The organism is Cupriavidus sp. CP313, assembly GCF_054072015.1.
Map to the genome: position 1 here is coordinate 22,723 of NZ_JBSVZB010000024.1, position 16,439 is coordinate 39,161.

Consider the following 16,439-nt stretch of genomic DNA (forward strand, 5'->3'; position numbering starts at 1 on the left):
CGCAGCTGCCGGCAAGGCCGGGCAGTGCAACGGTGGCGGACAGGTTGGGGAGGGTCATGTTAGGAATGTCTTCTCGGGCTTGGCAACGAAGGCGATATTTTTGCGTTAGCGGTGCTTTGGCCGGATTTGCCGCACGTTATCAGGGTGAAGCGCTGTTCTTGTCGCTAGCGTGCCGCGATCTCCACGCAACCTGCCGGCAGTCTTTTTTTGCTGCGGCAGGCCGGACGTGTGACTCAAGCGGGGCGCCACGACGGCGAGCGCTTCTCCAGGAACGACTTCACCCCTTCACGCCCCTCTTCCGACGCCCGGATCCTTGCAATCCGGTCCGCGGTATCGGCCAGCAAATCGTTGTCGATCACGCGCCCGGCGATGTCCTGCACCAGCCGCTTGCCTTCGCGCACGGCGTTCGGGCTGTTGGCCACCAGCGCGGTCGCCAGTTCGGCGACCTTGGCGTCCAGGGCCTCGGCCGGCACCACCGTATGCACAAAGCCCAGCCGCAGCGCCTCGGCTGCATCGAAACGCTCGGCGGTGATGAAGTAGCGGCGCGCGGCCTGCTCGCCCAGCGCGCGGATCACATACGGGCTGATGGTGGCGGGCAGCAGGCCCAGGCGCGCCTCGGACAGGCAGAAGTGCGCGTGCTCGGCGGCCACCGCGATATCGCACGCGGCCACCAGGCCCATGCCGCCGGCGTAGGTGTCGCCCTGGATGCGCGCGATCACCGGGCGCGGGCACGACCAGATGGTGTGCAGCATCTGCGCCAGGGTCAGCGCATCGGCGCGATTCTGGTCGTCCGAATAGCCCGCCATCTTCTTCATCCAGTTCAGGTCGGCGCCGGCGCAGAAGGCCGGGCCGTTGCCGGCCAGCACGATGGCGCGCACCTCGTCCATGTCGCCCAGCGCGCGGAAGGCGCCGGTCAGCTCGGCGATCACGGTCTCGTTGAAGGCGTTGCGCACATCGGGCCGGTTCAGCGTGACGGTGGCGACGTGGCTGGCGATATTGACGGTCAGGGCGGTGAATTCCATGGTTCGCTCCGTTGGCGGATAGGGTTGTCTGGTGCGGTTCAGGTGCCGGCGTCGAACGGCAGCCCCAGCGAGCGGAAGAAGTTGCCGACTTCAGGCAACCACACCGGGATGCCTTCGCGCGCGCTGAAGACGCGATGCGAGTCGTTGCCGAACTCGCCCACGTCCACCAGCCGTGACCTGGCCGCGGGACCGGTGGCGCGCGCCTTGAAGGCGTTGAACATGCGGCCGGGCAAGGGCACTGGCCAGTAGCTGTCGTTGTCGCCGTACACCCACAGCGACGGGTAGCGCGCCAGGCTGCCGTAGCCGGCAAAGGCATCGACCAGGCGCTCTTCCCAGTCCGGGCAGTTCAGGTTGCGCAGCCCGCCCGCAAAGTTGACCACGCCCAGCACCCCCGGATAGCCGATGGTGCTGAACGCCATCGTGGTCAGGCCCCCATGCGACTGGCCGATCACCACAATGCGCTCCATGTCCACATAGGGCTGCGTGGCCATGAAGTCGAGCGTGGCGACGACATCGTCGGCCTGCATCATGCCGTTGGTCTCGATGTCGCAGCTGCCGCCCACATAGGCGCCCCCCGAGCGCGCAAAACCCTGCCGCATCGGCAGCACCACGGCGTAGCCGCGGCGCAGGAATTCCACGCTCTGCGCCGGAAAGCGCGCGCGCCCCTGCATGGCGGGCCGGCCCGGCGCCTTGCCGTGGTTGATCACCACCAGCGGGAACGGCCCGTCGCCAGCCGGCTTGAATACCGTGGCTTCCAGGTCGATGCGCGACGGGATCGCCGCCTTGGGCAGCATCACCACCTGCTCCTGGAAGCGCATGCGCGGCGCAGGATTGCCGTTGCCGTTCGCGGTCTGCGCATGCCCGGACAGCGGCGCCAGCAAGGCAAACGCCGTGACCAGGGCTAGGCTGCAAAGCAGGCGGGCGACGCTGCGCATGGGGTGGAAGGCGGTAATGGGGCAGTAGTGGCTTGGCCGGAATTACATGCGGAACACGCCGAACTTCATTTCGTCGATCGGTGCATTCAGGCTGGCGGAAAGACCCAGGCCCAGCACGGTGCGGGTCTGCGCCGGGTCGATCACGCCGTCGTCCCACAACCGCGCGCTGGCGTAGTACGGATGGCCCTGGTGCTCGTACTGGTCGCGGATCGGCTGCTTGAAGGCTTCTTCCTCTTCGGCGCTCCACTTGCCGCCCTTGCCCTCGATGCCGTCGCGGCGCACCGTGGCCAGCACGCTGGCGGCCTGCTCGCCGCCCATCACCGAGATGCGCGCGTTCGGCCACATCCACAGGAAGCGCGGCGAATAGGCGCGCCCGCACATGCCGTAGTTGCCGGCGCCGAACGAGCCGCCGATGATCACCGTGAACTTGGGCACCTGCGCGGTGGCCACGGCGGTCACCATCTTGGCGCCGTTGCGGGCGATGCCTTCGTTCTCGTACTTGCGGCCCACCATGAAGCCGGTGATGTTCTGCAGGAACACCAGCGGGATCTTGCGCTGGCAGCACAGCTCGATAAAGTGCGCGCCCTTCAGTGCGGATTCGGAGAACAGGATGCCGTTGTTGGCGACGATGCCGACCGGGTAGCCCCAGATGCGCGCGAAGCCGCACACCAGCGTGGTGCCGTAGCGCGCCTTGAACTCGTCGAACTCGGAACCGTCGACCAGGCGCGCGATCACCTCGCGCACGTCGTAGGGCTTGCGCGTGTCGGTGGGGATCACGCCGTACAGTTCTTCAACCGGATAGAGCGGCTCCACCGGCTCGTGCAGGCGGATCTGGTCCGGCTTGCGGCGGTTCAGGTGCTGCACGATATTGCGCGCCAGCGACAGCGCGTGGTGGTCGTTCTGCGCGAAGTAGTCGGCCACGCCCGAGAGACGCGTGTGCACGTCGGCGCCGCCGAGGTCTTCGGCGCTGACCTCCTCACCGGTGGCCGCCTTCACCAGCGGCGGGCCGCCCAGGAAGATGGTGCCCTGGTTCTTGACGATGATGGACTCGTCGCTCATCGCCGGCACATAGGCGCCGCCGGCTGTGCACGATCCCATCACTACCGCGATCTGCGGGATGCCCTGCTTGGACAGGTTGGCCTGGTTGTAGAAGATGCGGCCGAAGTGGTCGCGGTCGGGGAACACGTCGTCCTGGTTGGGCAGGTTGGCGCCGCCGGAATCCACCAGATAGATGCACGGCAGGTTGTTCTCCTCGGCGATCTCCTGCGCGCGCACATGCTTCTTGACCGTGATCGGGTAGTAGGTGCCGCCCTTGACGGTGGCGTCATTGCAGACGATCACGCACTCCTGCCCGGCCACGCGGCCGATGCCGGTGATGATGCCCGCGCCCGGCGCGGCGTTGTCGTACATGTCGTACGCGGCCAGCTGCGACAGCTCCAGGAACGGCGTGCCCGGATCCAGCAGCTGCTGCACGCGCTCGCGCGGCAGCAGCTTGCCGCGCGACAGGTGCTTGTTGCGCGCGTCTTCGCCGCCGCCTTCGGCCAGCTTCGCGATCCTGGTCTTGAGGTCGGCCACCAGGGCCTGCATCGATTCGGCGTTGGCCTTGAAGGATTCGGAGCGGGCGTTGAGTTTGGTTTCCAGGGTGGGCATCTGTGTCTCTTCCTGCTTGATATTGGTTTTTGCCGTCCTGCCAGTGGCCGGGCTCAGCCTGCGTGCCGGGGCAGCGGGTGCCCCGGCATCAGGTCGTAGGGATGCTTCCAGCCCGGCAGCGCACGGATGCGCTCGGCCCAGGCGTGGATATGCGGATACTCCTTGCGCCAGTGCACGCCGATCTCGTCGTCGAAGAAGACGTAGCCCGCCAGCGAGAAGTCCGCGATGGTGGCGCGCTCGCCCAGCAGGAACGCTCGCCCGGCCAGGTGCGCGTTGAGCACGTTCCACGCGCCTTCGCAGCGCGCACGGAAGAACTCCAGCACGGCCGGGTCCGGCGACCTGGCAAAGTTGCGCATGAAGCGGTAGGTGGCGGTGTAGGAGGTGAACTTGTGGTTGTCGAACAGCAGCCAGCGCAGCACCTCGGCGCGCTCGGCCTCATCGCGCGGGCCGTGGGCATCGAGGCGCGTGGCCAGCGTTTCCAGGATGGCACCGGACTGCGACAGGCGCTGGCCGCCGAACTCCAGCACCGGCACCTCGCCCATCACGTTGATGGCCCGGTATTCCGGCGTACGAGTCTCGCCGTTGAAGAAGTCGACGAAGCGCGGCTGCCACAGCTGCTGGCCGCGCTGCACGCCGACGGTTTCCAGCAGCAGCGCCACCTTGTAGGCATTGCCGGACTGGGCAAAGCAATACAGCAGGTACTCAGGCTCGTTCCGCTTCTCGATGCTCATGGTGCCTCCCCGATCATGTCCCCATCCACATAAAGCCAGCGCGGCGCCTCGCCGGGCGCGCGCGCTTCGCAGACAAAGCGGCTGCGCTCATGCAGCCGCCAGGCGCGCCCGCCTACCTTGTAGCGCGCCACGAATTCCACTTCGGCATGCGTGTCGTCCTGCTGCGCATGCGCCTTCACCGTGAGCCCGAGCCAGCGTGTGGCGGTATCCGGCAACAGGTCGGCCGGGCAGGTCGATGCATGCCAGGTCTGCCGCAGCCATTCCATGTCGTTCAGCACATAGGCGCTGTAGCGCGAGCGCATCAGCGCCTCGGCATTGGGCGGCAGCGCCTCGCCACGATGGAAGCGGCCGCAGCAGGCGGCATAGTCCGCGCTGCCGCACGGGCACGGCACCGGTCCGGCCTTGGGCAGGCGGCCTGCCGTTGTCCGCCCTGTCATCCCACCAGCTCCGGCAGGTCGCGCATATCGGTGAAGATGGTGCCCGCGCCGGCCTCGCGCAGCAGCGCGGCATCGTTGCGCTCGGCGTAGCCGAACACCGTCATGCCGGCGGCCACGCCCGCGGTCACGCCGGTCGGGCTGTCTTCCACCACGGCGCAGCGCGCCGGCTCCACACCCATGGTGCGCGCTGCCAGCAGGTACACATCGGGCGCGGGCTTGCTGCGCGCCACTTCGGTGGCAGAGAAGATGTGCTCGCGCGCATCCTGCTGGAACAGCTCAACCAGGCCGGTCCTGGTCAGTTGCAGCTTGACCTTGACGCGGTCCGCACCCGATGCCACGCACACCGGCATGCCGGTGGCGGCGATCTTGCCAATCGCCTCGCGCACGTGCGCCACCGCGGCGACTTCCGCTTCCAGCACCGCGTTGCGGCGGACCAGCCAGGTCGACAGCCAGTTCTCGGGCAGCGGCGCGCCGCGCATGCGCGCGATCATGTCCAGCTCCTCGCGCACGGCGCGGCCGAGGAACAGGCGCGTGGAGTCTTCCAGAGAGATCTCGATGCCAAGCTCGTTCAGCATCTGGTTGAGCACGCGGTTGACGATGGGCTCGCTGTCGACGAGCACGCCGTCGCAGTCGAAGATTACGCAATCGAATCGGCCGGAATGGCCACGGGTTGCTGCAGTCATGCGGGTTTCTTTTCCTTGGTGTCCAGGCTCGGCACGGCCCTGAGTTCAGTCTGGCGGCGGCTCTTCAGGTGGGCCTCGACCTGGTCGAAGCGGTCGAAGCCCCAGAACGGCTCGCCGTCGATGATGACGAAGGGCGAGCCGAACACGCCCTTGGCCATCGCCACGTCGATCTCCGCCTTGAGCTGGTCCTTGATCTGGTAGCTGGTGGCGCCGGCATCCAGCGCCTGCACGTCCACGCCCAGCGGCTCGGCCAGCTTCATGATCTCGGCCGGCTCGGCGATGTTGATGTCGTCGACGAACAGCGCGCGGTACACCGACTTGGCAAAGGCAGTGGCAATGTCGTCGCCGTGGTGGTTCTGCAGCCACAGCATGGCGCGCGCTGCGTGCGTGGTGGGCAGCGGGAAATGCGTGGGGCGCTTGTATTCGATGCCGTGGAAGCGCGCAGTGCGCTCGAAGTCGCGCCACGAATAGTCGCCCTTGAGCGGCAGCTGCGGCAGCGGCGAGGCGCCGGTGGTCTTGAACACCACGCCCAGCAGGATGGGATTCCAGGCGACAATGCGCCCGTACTTCTGCGCCAGGTCGTCGATGCGGGTACTGGCAAAGTAGCCGTAAGGCGAAGAGAAATCAAAGTAGAAGTCGATCGCTGCGCTCATGTCGGGGCCCTTCTTGTTGTGGTTGCCGGTGCTGGAATCAGGGAGGCGCGCCGCCTTCGCGGCACGCACCCCATCGTACGCGCATAGCTGTGCCCTAGGCCAGCGCGCGCGCGATCAGGATCTTCTGGATATCGCTGGTGCCCTCGTAGATCTGGCATACGCGCACGTCGCGGTAGATGCGCTCCACCGGGAAGTCGCTGACGTAGCCGTAGCCGCCGAACACCTGGATCGCATCCGAGCACACCCGCTCGGCCATCTCGCTGGCAAAGAGCTTGGCCATGGCCGCTTCCTTCAGGCAGGGGCGGCCGGCGTCGCGCAGCGCGGCGGCGTGCCACACCATCTGGCGCGCCACGTCGATGCGGGTGGCCATCTCGGCCAGGCGGAACTGCACCGCCTGGTGCTGGAACAGCGGCTGGCCGAAGCTCTCGCGCTCCTTGGCATAGGCCAGCGCGGCCTCGAACGCGGCGCGCGCCATGCCGATGCTCTGCGAGGCGATGCCGATGCGCCCGCCTTCCAGGCCCGACAGCGCCATCTTGTAGCCGCCACCCTCGTCGCCCAGCAGGTTGGCCGCCGGCACGCGGCAGTCCTCGAACAGGATCTGCGCGGTGTCCGACGAGTGCTGGCCGAGCTTGTCCTCCAGCCGCGCCACCACGTAACCCGGGGTCGAAGTCGGCACGATAAAGGCGCTGATGCCGCGCTTGCCGGCAGCCTTGTCGGTCACGGCCAGCACGATCGCCACGTCGGCGTTCTGGCCGCTGGTGATGAACTGCTTGACGCCGTTGAGCACGTAGTGGTCGCCGTCGCGTACCGCGGTGGTGCGCAGTGCGGACGCATCCGAGCCCACGTGTGGCTCGGTCAGGCAGAACGCGCCCAGCATCTCGCCGCGCGCCAGCGGCACCAGCCACTGCTGCTTCTGCGCCTCGCTGGCGAACGACATCAGCATGCTGCACACCGGGCAGTTGTTGACGCTGATGACGGTAGAGGTGCCGCCATCGCCGGCCGCGATCTCTTCCAGGATCAGCGCCAGCGACAGGTAGTCCAGTCCGGCGCCGCCGTATTCCTCCGGCACCGCCACGCCATAGGCGCCCAGCGCCGCCAGTTCGCGGTGCACGTCCTTGGGGAAGGTCTTGTCGCGGTCCCACTGCGCGGCCTGCGGCGCGATCACTTCCTGCGCGAACTGGCGCACGGCGTCGCGGATCATTTCCTGTTCGGGGGTCAGCAGCATGTCGGTTCGGTGATGAGGTGTGCGGGCGCGCTTACCAGGGGATGGGCGTGCCGTCGTAGTTGTGGAAGGTGCCGTTGTCGCGCCGCTTGACGCCGGCCAGCACCTGGCGCATGCCCTTGACGCTCTGCTGCACGGTCAGGTCGGCTTCCTGGCCGCCCATGTCGGTCTTGACCCAGCCCGGGTGCAGCGCGACGCAGGTGGCGTGGCGCGCATCCAGCGAGACCGCGCGCAGCGCCGCATTGGCGCCGGCCTTGCTGACGCGGTACAGCCAGCTGGTGCTGTGCTCCATCGCTGTAATGCTGCCCATGCGCGAAGACAGCACCGCCAGCACCCCGCCGTGGCCAGACTGGCCGGCTTCGACGTAGGGCAGCAGCAGCGGCAGCGCCATCATCGGGCCGAGCACATTGACATGCATCACCTGGTCGAATTCCTGCGGCGTGACCGGCTGCGCGCCTTCGGTGCGGGGCCCCAGCACGCCGGCGTTGTAGATCGCCACGTCTAGGGCTTCGCCGTCGAGCTTCCAGCCCAGGCCCGCGACCGCGCCGGCATCGGACAGGTCGACCTGGTGGGCTTCGGCACCCAGCGCCTGCAGCGCGCCGACGCCTTCGGGCGTACGCGCCGCCGCAATGACGCGCCAGCCGTCGGCACGGTACTGGCGCACGAATTCAAGGCCGATGCCGCGCGAGGCACCGAGGATCAGGACGGTTGGCAAGGCTGTGCTCCTTTGACTGGCTACTTAGGTTCAGCGAACTGCCTGGGTCTTGCGCCCCTCCCCTTTTATGAGGGAGAGGGGCGCAGAACTACGTCAGAGAATCTCAATACCCACCGCGGTTGCCTCGCCACCGCCAATGCACAGGCTCGCCACACCGCGCTTGCCGCCGGTCTTGCGCAGCGCGCCGATCAGCGTGGTCATGATGCGCGCGCCCGAGGCGCCGATCGGGTGGCCCAGCGCGCAGGCGCCGCCGTGGATATTGACCTTGTCGCGCGGGATCTTGAGGTCGTGCATGGCCGCCATCGGCACCACGGCGAAGGCCTCGTTGATCTCGAACAAGTCGACGCTGTCGGTGGTCCAGTCCAGCTTGCGGTACAGCTTGGCGATGGCCTCGACCGGCGCGGTGGTGAACCAGCCCGGCGCCTGCGCGTGGGTGGTGTGGCCGAGCATGCGTGCGATCGGCTGCAGGCCCAGCTGCTTCGCGGTGGAGGCGCGCATCATCACCAGCGCCGAGGCGCCGTCGTTGATCGACGACGACGAGGCCGCCGTGATGGTGCCGTCCTTGGCAAAGGCGGGCTTGAGCGAGGGAATCTTGTCGAGCTTGATGCGGCGCGGGCCTTCGTCCGTGTCGATCACGGTGTCGCCGCCCTTGCCTGACACGGTCACCGGCGCGATCTCCCAGCGGAAGTCTCCGTTCTCGGTGGCCTGCTGCGCGCGGCGCACGCTTTCCATTGCGAATTCGTCCTGCTGCTCGCGCGTAAAGCCGTACTTGGCGGCGCAGTCCTCGCCGAAGGTGCCCATGGAGCGGCCCTTGTCATACGCGTCTTCCAGGCCGTCCAGCATCATGTGGTCGTAGATCATGCCGTGGCCGATGCGGTAGCCGCCGCGGCCCTTCGGCACCAGGTACGGCGCATTGGTCATGCTCTCCATGCCGCCGGCAATGGCGATATCGAACGAGCCCGCGATCAGCCCGTCGTAAACGGTCATGGCCGCGCGCATGCCCGAGCCGCACATCTTGTTGACGGTGGTGCAGCCCACGCCCAGCGGCAGGCCCGCGCCCAGCGCGGCCTGGCGCGCCGGGGCCTGGCCCTGGCCGGCCGGCAGCACGCAGCCGAACACCACTTCTTCCACCTGCTCGGGCTTCAGGCCGGCGCGCTCGACGGCGGCGCGGATGGCCACGGCGCCCAGCTGCGGCGCGGTGACGCTGGCGAATTCGCCCTGGAACGCAGCCATCGGCGTGCGGGCGGCTGAAACGATGACGATCTCTTCCATGTCGGGTCTCCTGGATCGGTGTATGAAGAAGCGGTTTGGGGTGCGTCCGGTCAGCGGATCGACGCCTGCGGCGGATCGCCGTACTGGCGGTAGGCCGCGGCCAGCTGCTCGTGCAATTCGTCGTTGCTGCTGGCGGCCATGCCCAGGTCGCGCAGCAGGCCGTCGGACACGCCGTAGACCCAGCCATGCACGGTCACGGCCTGGCCGCGGGTCCAGGCGTCCTGGAGCACGGTGGTCTGGCAGACGTTGTTGACCTGCTCGATCACATTGAGTTCGCACAGCCGGGTATGGGCGTCGTCTTCGCGCAGCAGCGTGCCGAGATAGGCCTCGTGCTTGTCGGCCACGTCGCGCACATGGCGCAGCCAGTTGTCGGCCAGGCCGATGCGCTCGCGCTTGAGCGCGACCTTGACGCCGCCGCAGCCGTAGTGACCCACCACGGTGATATGGCGCACCTTGAGCACCTCTACCGCGAACTGGATCACCGCCAGCGCGTTCAGGTCGCTGTGCGCGATCACGTTGGCGATATTGCGGTGGACAAACACCTCGCCCGGGGCCAGGCCCAGAATCTGGTTGGCCGGCACGCGCGAATCGGAGCAGCCGATCCACAGGTACTCGGGCGCCTGCTGGTTGGCCAGGCGCATGAAGAAGGTCGGGTCTTCCGCATTGACGCGGTCGACCCACTCGCGGTTGTTGCGGAACAGCTGGGCAATGGCGTCAGTCATGCGACCCTCCTTGCAGGACCAGGATCGGGAACGGCAGCGGCACCTTGCGCGCTGCCAGCTTCGCCGTAGCGGTGAATGAATCGCTCTGAACTGTGATAGGCAAAGAAGTCATGAACATGTCCGGCCAGCAGCCGGTCCTTGTGGCTCTGCCACATGGCAGGGTCGAAAAAGTCCGCATGGTGGCGCAGGAACGCCGCGCGCACGCGCGTATCGCCCAGCAGGAAGGTGCGGAAGGTCTCGGGAAAGAAATCGTGCGGACGCACCGTGTACCAGACCTCGCCCGACATCTCCTCTTCCTCGTTGCGCGGCTGCGGCACGTGGCGGATGTTGCAGTCGGTCAGGTACTCGATCTCGTCGTAGTCGTAGAACACCACGCGCCCGTGGCGCGTGACGCCGAAGTTCTTGTACAGCATATCGCCCGGGAAGATGTTCGCGGCGATCAGTTCCTTGACGGCGTTGCCGTATTCGATCACGCCGTGTTCGACCTGCGCGTCGGAGCCCTCCTGCAGGTAGATGTTCAGCGGTGTCATGCGGCGCTCGATATAGACGTGGCGCACCACGATCTCTTCGCCGCCGTGCTTGCCGCGCTGGTACTCGATCATCGACGGCGCGTGCTGCTCGAACTCGCGCACCAGCGCATCGTCGAAGCGCGAGCGCGGGAAGGCCACGTCGGAGTACTCCAGCGTATCCGCCATGCGGCCCACGCGGTCGTGCTGCTTGACCAGCTGGTACTTGGACTTGACCAGCTCGCGCGTGGTTTCCTTGGGCGCCGGGAAAAAGTCCTTGATGACCTTGAACACGTACGGGTACGACGGCAGCGTGAACACCAGCATCACCAGCCCGCGGATGCCGGGCGCGACGATGAACTTGTCCGACGAATGCTGCAGGTGGTGCAGGAAGTCACGGTAGAACAGGTTCTTGCCCTGCTTCTGCAGGCCCAGCGAGGTATAGATCTCGGCGCGCGGCTTGCGCGGCATGATGTCGCGCAGGAAGGTCACGTAGGCCGACGGAATCTCCATGTCGACCATGAAGTAAGAGTGCGTGAACGAGAACAGGATCAGCAGCTGTTCCTTCTTCAGCAGCACCGTGTCCAGCATCAGCTGGCCGCCGGGGCCGTGCACGATCGGGATCGCCAGCGGGAAGGTGCGGTCGCCGTTCAGGATGCGGCCGATGATGAAGGCCGACTTGTTGCGGAAGAACAGCGACGACAGCGTATGGATCTGGAAATTCGGCGCGATGCGCAGGTCGCCGAAATGCTCGCTGACCGCGCGCACCACATAGCCGATGTCGCGCTGCAGGTCCTCGAACGGGCGCTCCAGCTGGAAGTTGTGCACGATGCGCTCGAAGCACGCCGCCATGCCGTCGCGGTTGCCGGGGTAGTAGGCGCGGAAGGTCGGGCGCGTGGGCGATTCCTCGTTCTCGATGTACTCGGTCGAGATCGCCGGGCGCACGAAGATGAAATCGTTGTTGAAGTACGAGCGGTGCAGGATGCGCGTGCAGACCGAGTTGAAGAAGGTCTCGGCCAGCTCGGGCTGGTGGTGGTTGGTCAAGAGGCCGATGTAGTGCAGCTTGATCTGCTGCCAGATCTCGTCCTCGATGTTCTCGGCGTCGTACTCGTCTTCCAGGATCACGCTCGATTCGCGCACGCGCTCGTTGTAGAACGCAATGCGGTCGCGCTGGATCTGCTGCAGCCCGTGCCAGTCGCCGGCCTCGAACTTGAGCTTGGCCTGGTGGCTGACCTCGCGGAACAGGCGGTAATGCTTGTCGAACCCGTCGAGCATCGTTCTCGCCACATCGAAGGCAATCTGCGAGGAGAGCAGTTTGGGGAAGTGGGACATGGGTCGACGGGGGCCGGGGGCAGTACTGCGAGAGGTCTTGCGACGGGTACTGAGATTGTAATGGGGTTCGGGCGGGGGCTCCGGGTGATTTCGGCGCCCCCTTGCGCTTTACATGGTCTCCGCGAACAGCTCGCGGCCGATCAGCATGCGGCGGATTTCCGAGGTGCCGGCGCCGATCTCATACAGCTTGGCGTCGCGCCACAGGCGGCCGGCCGGGTATTCATTGATATAGCCGTTGCCGCCCAGGATCTGCACGGTCTCGCCCGCCATCCAGGTGGCCTTCTCGGCGGTGTACAGGATCACCGCGGCGCAGTCCTTGCGCACCTGGCGCACGTGGCCGCTGCCCAGCGCGTCCAGGTTCTTGCCGACCGTGTACAGGTAGCTGCGCGCGGCCTGCAGCGTGGTGTACATATCGGCCACCTTGCCCTGGATCAGCTGGAATTCGCCGATGCTCTGGCCGAATTGCTTGCGGTCGTGGATATACGGGGTGACCACGTCCATGCACGCCTGCATGATGCCGACCGGGCCGCCGGACAGCACCGCGCGCTCATAGTCCAGCCCGCTCATCAGCACCTTGGCGCCGCCGTTCTCGGCGCCCAGGATGTTCTCCGCCGGCACTTCCACGTCCTGGAACACCAGTTCGCCGGTGTGCGAGCCGCGCATGCCCAGCTTGTCCAGCTTCTGCGCCACCGAGAAGCCCTTCATGCCCTTTTCGACGATAAAGGCAGTCATGCCGCGCGCGCCCAGCTCGGGCTCGGTCTTGGCGTAAACCACCAGCACGTCGCAGTCCGGGCCGTTGGTGATCCACATCTTGGTGCCGTTGAGCACGTAGCGGTCGCCCTTGAACTCCGCGCGCAGCTTCATGCTGACCACGTCGGAGCCGGCATTGGGCTCGCTCATCGCCAGCGCGCCGATCCATTCGCCCGAGACCAGCTTGGGCAGGTATTTGGCCTTCTGCGCCGGCGTGCCGTTGCGGTGGATCTGGTTCACGCACAGGTTGGAGTGCGCGCCATACGACAGGCCGACCGAGGCCGAGGCGCGGCTGATTTCCTCCATCGCGATCATGTGCGCCAGGTAGCCCATGTTGGCGCCGCCGTATTCCTCGGCCACGGTGATGCCCAGCACGCCCAGGTCACCCATCTTCTTCCAGGCGTCCATCGGGAACTGGTCGGTGCGGTCGATCTCGGCGGCGCGCGGGGCCAGTTCGGCCTGGGCCCAGTCGCGCACGGCGCTGCGCAGCATCTCGATGTCTTCGCCCAGATCGAATTTCAGGCCTGGCAGTTCGGTCATGATGGTCTCCTGTTGGAATCGGTATGTGTGTCGGGTTCCGGATGGATGGCCGGATCCGTCAGTTCAGACGTGGCCCAGTGTCTTGACCACGCACAGCGTCATCAGCATGGTGGCCACCTGCTTGCGGCGGCCGTCCTGCTCGACATAGACATCGCCCTGCGCCACGATCAGCGTGCGCCCGGGCTTGAGGACCCGCCCCACCGCCACCAGGTGTTCGCCCTGGGCGGGGGACAGCAGGTTGATCTTGTACTCGGCGGTCAGGCCCGCCTCATCTTCGCCCACCATCGTCAGCGCGGCGTAGCCGCAGGCGCTGTCTGCCAGCGCACCCACCGCGCCGCCGTGGAAGAAGCCGTGCTGCTGGGTCACGCCGTCGGACCACGGCATGGCCAGCTCGACCTCGCCGCGGTCCACCCGCCGCAGGGTCGCGCCAAAGGTGGTCATCAGCCCCTGGCGGGAAAAGCTGGTGGCGATGGCGTCGGCGCGCGCGGCGGACAGCGATCCTGGTTCAGCGGGTACGGCACTGGCGTTGGATGACGTCATGGCGGAGTTCCGGTGTGAAAACGTTGGGTCGCCGGGCAGCCACGGGCTGCGCGCGCTGTCCGGGTATTCTATTGACGTTTACGTAAACGTCAATCCCATCCGGCACGGATGCCGGTGGAAGTGGCGCTTCAGGCAGCGGTGGTCCGGGCCGGCGCATCGCCGCCTTCCGTGGCCGACTGCTGCTTGCCGGTCTGCGCGGCCAGCAAGGCCTTGCAGTGCCGCTCATGCTGGTCGATCTCGGCCAGTTGTGCCTGCAGGTCTTCCATCTGCCGCTCCAGCGTGCGCCGGTGCGCCGCCAGCGAGTGCAGGAAGCGCTCCAGTTGCGGGGCGGTGTCGCGCGGTGACTCGTAGAGATCAAGGATCTCGCGGATCTCATTGAGAGTAAGCCCCAACCTCTTGCCGCGCAGCGTCAGCTTCAGCCGGGTCCGCTCACGGCCGTTGTAGACACGCTTGCGCCCGCCCGGCCCTTCGCGCTCCGGCGACAGCAGGCCCTGGTCCTCGTAGAAGCGGATGGCCCGGGGCGTGATGTCGAATTCACGCGCAAGGTCGGTGATGGTGTAGGTGGCGGAAGCCGCCGCTGGCGTCGCTGACATAGCCTGCCCAAAGAAAGTGAACGGTCGTTCGTTGTGAAGTCAAGTTTTCGCTTAAGATGGAAACGAGCCGTATGATTGACGTTTACGTTAGCGTCAACCAGGACGGCTGGCAACCGGTGCTTTCACGCCCCAGGTCTTTCGGGCCGGGCGTGGCGGCAGAACGAGAAAGCCCGCGCCCCGGCGCCAGGCTTCGACCACGAGACTCCTCATGAACGCACTCGAACACCAGCTCCAATACCCGTTCGGCGACACCATGCCCGAGCCCGGCTCCAAGCAGGAAGTCGCCCCCGGCGTCTACTGGCTGCGCATGCCGCTGCCGTTCGCGCTCGACCATATCAACCTGTGGCTGCTGCGCGACCGCCTGGACGGCCGCGACGGCTGGACCATCATCGACTGCGGCATCACCAACGACATCATCAAGGGCCACTGGGAAACCATCTTCGCCAATGAGCTGGAAGGGCTGCCGGTGGTGCGCGTGCTGGTGACGCACAGCCACCCCGACCACGTCGGCCTGGCGCACTGGCTGTGCAAGCGCTTCGGCGTACGGCTGTGGATGAGCCTGGGCGACTACATGAGCGCGCGCGTGATGGGCAGCGGCACCGGTGCCGGCTCCAGCGCGGGCGGCGACGCCGCCGCCGCGCACTTCGCGCTGCACGGCCTGACCGATGCCGACAGCCAGGAAAAGCTGCGCGCGCGCAAGACCTACTACCCGTCGCTGGTGCCGGACCTGCCGGCGCAGTACCGCCGCATGATGGAAGGCGACACGGTGCGGATCGGCACCGATGCGGCGACCTCGGCCTGGCGCGTGATCACCGGCTTCGGCCATTCGCCCGAGCACGTGGCGCTGTACAACGCAGCCACCAATGTGCTGATCTCCGGCGACATGGTGCTGCCGCGCATCTCGACCAATGTCAGCGTGTTCGACATGGAGCCCGAAGGCAATTCGCTGCAGCTCTACCTGGATTCGCTCGGCAAGTACGAACCGCTGCCGCAGGACGTGCTGATCCTGCCCTCGCATGGCCGCCCCTTCCGCAACCTGCATACCCGCGTCAACCAGTTGCGCGAGCACCACGTCGACCGCCTCGCCGAAACGCTCGAAGCCTGCGGCGAGAAGGCCTGCAGCGCGCACGACATCGTCAGCGTGATCTTCAAGCGCCAGTTCGACATCCACCAGATGACCTTCGCCATGGGCGAGTCGCTGGCCCACCTGCACTGCCTGTGGCACCGCGGCGAACTGGTGCGGGAAACCGGCGACGACGGCGTGATCCGCTTCCGCGCGGCCTGACTGCCGTAGTTGGCGCCTAGTTGGCGGCCGCCAGGGCCGCCAGGTAGCGCACCCCGTCGATGGCGCGGCTGCCGTACCAGGACAGCATCTCGCCATCGACCAGCAGCACCGGCTTGCCAAGCTGGCGCTCGAGCGCGTCGGCGTGGTCTTCGGTGAAGCGGTAGGGCTCGGTCGACAGCAGCACCAGGTCGAGCTCGCGCACCAGCGCGTCGCTCCAGCGGAAGGTGGGATAGCGCTCGCCGGGCGCGTTGGGGCGGCTGCAATCGCCGTCGGCGCAGGCCTGCAACGCAGCCCCGCTGTCCGGCCAGGTTTGCCAGTTGGCCAATGCCAGCATGCGGCTGATATAGGTGTCGCGCGACACCGTCATCCACGGGTCCTGCCAGATCGCATACAGCACGCGGCGCGCCGGCCACGGGTGCACGCGGATCGCATCCAGCTGCACCTGCAGCGCCGTGCACAGCGCCTCGGCCTCGGCGTGGCAGCCGAAGATGCCGCCCAGCAGCTGGTACAGCCCGAGGTTGTCTTCCGGCGCGCACGGATGGGTGACGATCACATTGGGCACGAACGCGCGGATCTCGTCCACGGTCTCGCGCCGGTTCTCATCGATATTGACCACCACGTGCGTGGGCGCCAGCTCGCGCAGCCGCGCCACGTTGACGTCCTTGGTGCCGCCCACCTTGGGGAGCGCGCGCACGGCCGGTTCCGGGTGGATGCAGAAGCCGGTGCGCGCCACCATCTGCCGGGCCATCCCGAGCGCGAACAGCAACTCCGTCACCGACGGCACCAGCGACGCGATCCGCACCACCCCGCTGGCGGCGGCATGCTGCTGGCCGATGGCGTCGCGCCACATG

The 16,439-nt window shown here is 67.0% G+C and carries 17 protein-coding genes; 1 reads left to right on the forward strand and 16 read right to left on the reverse strand.

The features are described from left to right. Positions 1-233: 233 nt before the first annotated feature. From ACW4E8_RS27760 to ACW4E8_RS27830, 15 genes are all read right to left on the reverse strand, one after another. A complete protein-coding gene (locus ACW4E8_RS27760; protein ID WP_456807440.1) occupies positions 234-1,022 on the reverse strand; it encodes an enoyl-CoA hydratase/isomerase family protein in 789 nt (262 codons plus the stop codon). A gap of 38 nt (positions 1,023-1,060) precedes the next feature. Next, complete coding sequence (locus ACW4E8_RS27765; RefSeq protein ID WP_456807441.1) at positions 1,061-1,957, reverse strand: dienelactone hydrolase family protein; 897 nt, start codon at positions 1,955-1,957, stop codon at positions 1,061-1,063. A gap of 42 nt (positions 1,958-1,999) precedes the next feature. Continuing rightward, a complete protein-coding gene (locus ACW4E8_RS27770; protein ID WP_456807442.1) occupies positions 2,000-3,607 on the reverse strand; it encodes a carboxyl transferase domain-containing protein in 1,608 nt (535 codons plus the stop codon). A gap of 53 nt (positions 3,608-3,660) precedes the next feature. Next, entirely contained in the window at positions 3,661-4,338 is a 678-nt protein-coding gene (locus tag ACW4E8_RS27775) for a glutathione S-transferase family protein (RefSeq protein ID WP_456807443.1), read from the reverse strand. Next, complete coding sequence (locus ACW4E8_RS27780; RefSeq protein WP_456807444.1) at positions 4,335-4,775, reverse strand: YchJ family protein; 441 nt, start codon at positions 4,773-4,775, stop codon at positions 4,335-4,337. Before ACW4E8_RS27780 ends, ACW4E8_RS27775 begins: the two co-directional genes overlap by 4 nt. Continuing rightward, positions 4,772-5,458, reverse strand: coding sequence for an HAD family hydrolase (locus tag ACW4E8_RS27785; protein WP_456807445.1), 687 nt, complete (start codon positions 5,456-5,458; stop codon positions 4,772-4,774). The genes ACW4E8_RS27780 and ACW4E8_RS27785 overlap by 4 nt, the downstream gene beginning before the upstream one ends. Beyond that, positions 5,455-6,111 carry a DsbA family protein gene (locus ACW4E8_RS27790; protein ID WP_456807446.1) on the reverse strand — a complete coding sequence of 219 codons (657 nt, stop codon included), beginning with the start codon at positions 6,109-6,111 and terminating at the stop codon, positions 5,455-5,457. Before ACW4E8_RS27790 ends, ACW4E8_RS27785 begins: the two co-directional genes overlap by 4 nt. A gap of 94 nt (positions 6,112-6,205) precedes the next feature. Further along, positions 6,206-7,336: an acyl-CoA dehydrogenase family protein gene (locus ACW4E8_RS27795; protein ID WP_058698937.1), complete on the reverse strand. Its 1,131-nt coding sequence runs from the start codon at positions 7,334-7,336 to the stop codon at positions 6,206-6,208. Between the two features lie 31 nt (positions 7,337-7,367). Next, complete coding sequence (locus tag ACW4E8_RS27800; protein ID WP_013955256.1) at positions 7,368-8,048, reverse strand: SDR family oxidoreductase; 681 nt, start codon at positions 8,046-8,048, stop codon at positions 7,368-7,370. A gap of 93 nt (positions 8,049-8,141) precedes the next feature. Beyond that, a complete protein-coding gene (locus ACW4E8_RS27805; protein WP_456807447.1) occupies positions 8,142-9,320 on the reverse strand; it encodes an acetyl-CoA C-acetyltransferase in 1,179 nt (392 codons plus the stop codon). A 50-nt stretch (positions 9,321-9,370) separates the two neighbouring features. Beyond that, positions 9,371-10,042, reverse strand: coding sequence for a carbonate dehydratase (can, locus tag ACW4E8_RS27810; RefSeq protein WP_035820378.1), 672 nt, complete (start codon positions 10,040-10,042; stop codon positions 9,371-9,373). Further along, a complete protein-coding gene (gene aceK, locus ACW4E8_RS27815; RefSeq protein ID WP_456807448.1) occupies positions 10,039-11,880 on the reverse strand; it encodes a bifunctional isocitrate dehydrogenase kinase/phosphatase in 1,842 nt (613 codons plus the stop codon). The genes can and aceK overlap by 4 nt, the downstream gene beginning before the upstream one ends. 108 nt (positions 11,881-11,988) lie before the next feature. Then, on the reverse strand, positions 11,989-13,170 hold the full coding sequence (locus ACW4E8_RS27820) for an isovaleryl-CoA dehydrogenase (protein WP_456807449.1): 1,182 nt from the start codon (positions 13,168-13,170) through the stop codon (positions 11,989-11,991). Between the two features lie 63 nt (positions 13,171-13,233). Then, the gene (locus ACW4E8_RS27825; RefSeq protein ID WP_456807450.1) at positions 13,234-13,710 is read right to left on the reverse strand and encodes a PaaI family thioesterase; all 477 of its coding nucleotides are present in this window, start codon (positions 13,708-13,710) and stop codon (positions 13,234-13,236) included. A gap of 128 nt (positions 13,711-13,838) precedes the next feature. Then, a complete protein-coding gene (locus ACW4E8_RS27830) occupies positions 13,839-14,303 on the reverse strand; it encodes a MerR family transcriptional regulator (RefSeq protein ID WP_456807451.1) in 465 nt (154 codons plus the stop codon). A 208-nt stretch (positions 14,304-14,511) separates the two neighbouring features. On the opposite strand from ACW4E8_RS27830, the gene ACW4E8_RS27835 reads away from it, so the two are divergent. After that, a complete protein-coding gene (locus tag ACW4E8_RS27835; RefSeq protein WP_456807452.1) occupies positions 14,512-15,588 on the forward strand; it encodes an MBL fold metallo-hydrolase in 1,077 nt (358 codons plus the stop codon). 16 nt (positions 15,589-15,604) lie between these two features. Here the strand turns inward: ACW4E8_RS27835 and ACW4E8_RS27840 are convergent, their stop codons facing one another. Beyond that, positions 15,605-16,438, reverse strand: a complete 834-nt coding sequence (locus ACW4E8_RS27840; RefSeq protein ID WP_456807453.1) for a helical backbone metal receptor — start codon at positions 16,436-16,438, stop codon at positions 15,605-15,607. Position 16,439 lies beyond the last annotated feature (1 nt).

What these genes read in the sequence shown, in the direction of transcription:
- ACW4E8_RS27760 (WP_456807440.1), bottom strand. Translation starts at nt 1,022, where the DNA reads ATGGAATTCACCGCCCTGACCGTCAATATCGCCAGCCACGTCGCCACC.
- ACW4E8_RS27765 (WP_456807441.1), bottom strand. Translation starts at nt 1,957, where the DNA reads ATGCGCAGCGTCGCCCGCCTGCTTTGCAGCCTAGCCCTGGTCACGGCG.
- ACW4E8_RS27770 (WP_456807442.1), bottom strand. Translation starts at nt 3,607, where the DNA reads ATGCCCACCCTGGAAACCAAACTCAACGCCCGCTCCGAATCCTTCAAG.
- ACW4E8_RS27775 (WP_456807443.1), bottom strand. Translation starts at nt 4,338, where the DNA reads ATGAGCATCGAGAAGCGGAACGAGCCTGAGTACCTGCTGTATTGCTTT.
- ACW4E8_RS27780 (WP_456807444.1), bottom strand. Translation starts at nt 4,775, where the DNA reads ATGACAGGGCGGACAACGGCAGGCCGCCTGCCCAAGGCCGGACCGGTG.
- ACW4E8_RS27785 (WP_456807445.1), bottom strand. Translation starts at nt 5,458, where the DNA reads ATGACTGCAGCAACCCGTGGCCATTCCGGCCGATTCGATTGCGTAATC.
- ACW4E8_RS27790 (WP_456807446.1), bottom strand. Translation starts at nt 6,111, where the DNA reads ATGAGCGCAGCGATCGACTTCTACTTTGATTTCTCTTCGCCTTACGGC.
- ACW4E8_RS27795 (WP_058698937.1), bottom strand. Translation starts at nt 7,336, where the DNA reads ATGCTGCTGACCCCCGAACAGGAAATGATCCGCGACGCCGTGCGCCAG.
- ACW4E8_RS27805 (WP_456807447.1), bottom strand. Translation starts at nt 9,320, where the DNA reads ATGGAAGAGATCGTCATCGTTTCAGCCGCCCGCACGCCGATGGCTGCG.
- can (WP_035820378.1), bottom strand. Translation starts at nt 10,042, where the DNA reads ATGACTGACGCCATTGCCCAGCTGTTCCGCAACAACCGCGAGTGGGTC.
- aceK (WP_456807448.1), bottom strand. Translation starts at nt 11,880, where the DNA reads ATGTCCCACTTCCCCAAACTGCTCTCCTCGCAGATTGCCTTCGATGTG.
- ACW4E8_RS27820 (WP_456807449.1), bottom strand. Translation starts at nt 13,170, where the DNA reads ATGACCGAACTGCCAGGCCTGAAATTCGATCTGGGCGAAGACATCGAG.
- ACW4E8_RS27825 (WP_456807450.1), bottom strand. Translation starts at nt 13,710, where the DNA reads ATGACGTCATCCAACGCCAGTGCCGTACCCGCTGAACCAGGATCGCTG.
- ACW4E8_RS27830 (WP_456807451.1), bottom strand. Translation starts at nt 14,303, where the DNA reads ATGTCAGCGACGCCAGCGGCGGCTTCCGCCACCTACACCATCACCGAC.
- ACW4E8_RS27835 (WP_456807452.1), top strand. Translation starts at nt 14,512, where the DNA reads ATGAACGCACTCGAACACCAGCTCCAATACCCGTTCGGCGACACCATG.
- ACW4E8_RS27840 (WP_456807453.1), bottom strand. Translation starts at nt 16,438, where the DNA reads ATGTGGCGCGACGCCATCGGCCAGCAGCATGCCGCCGCCAGCGGGGTG.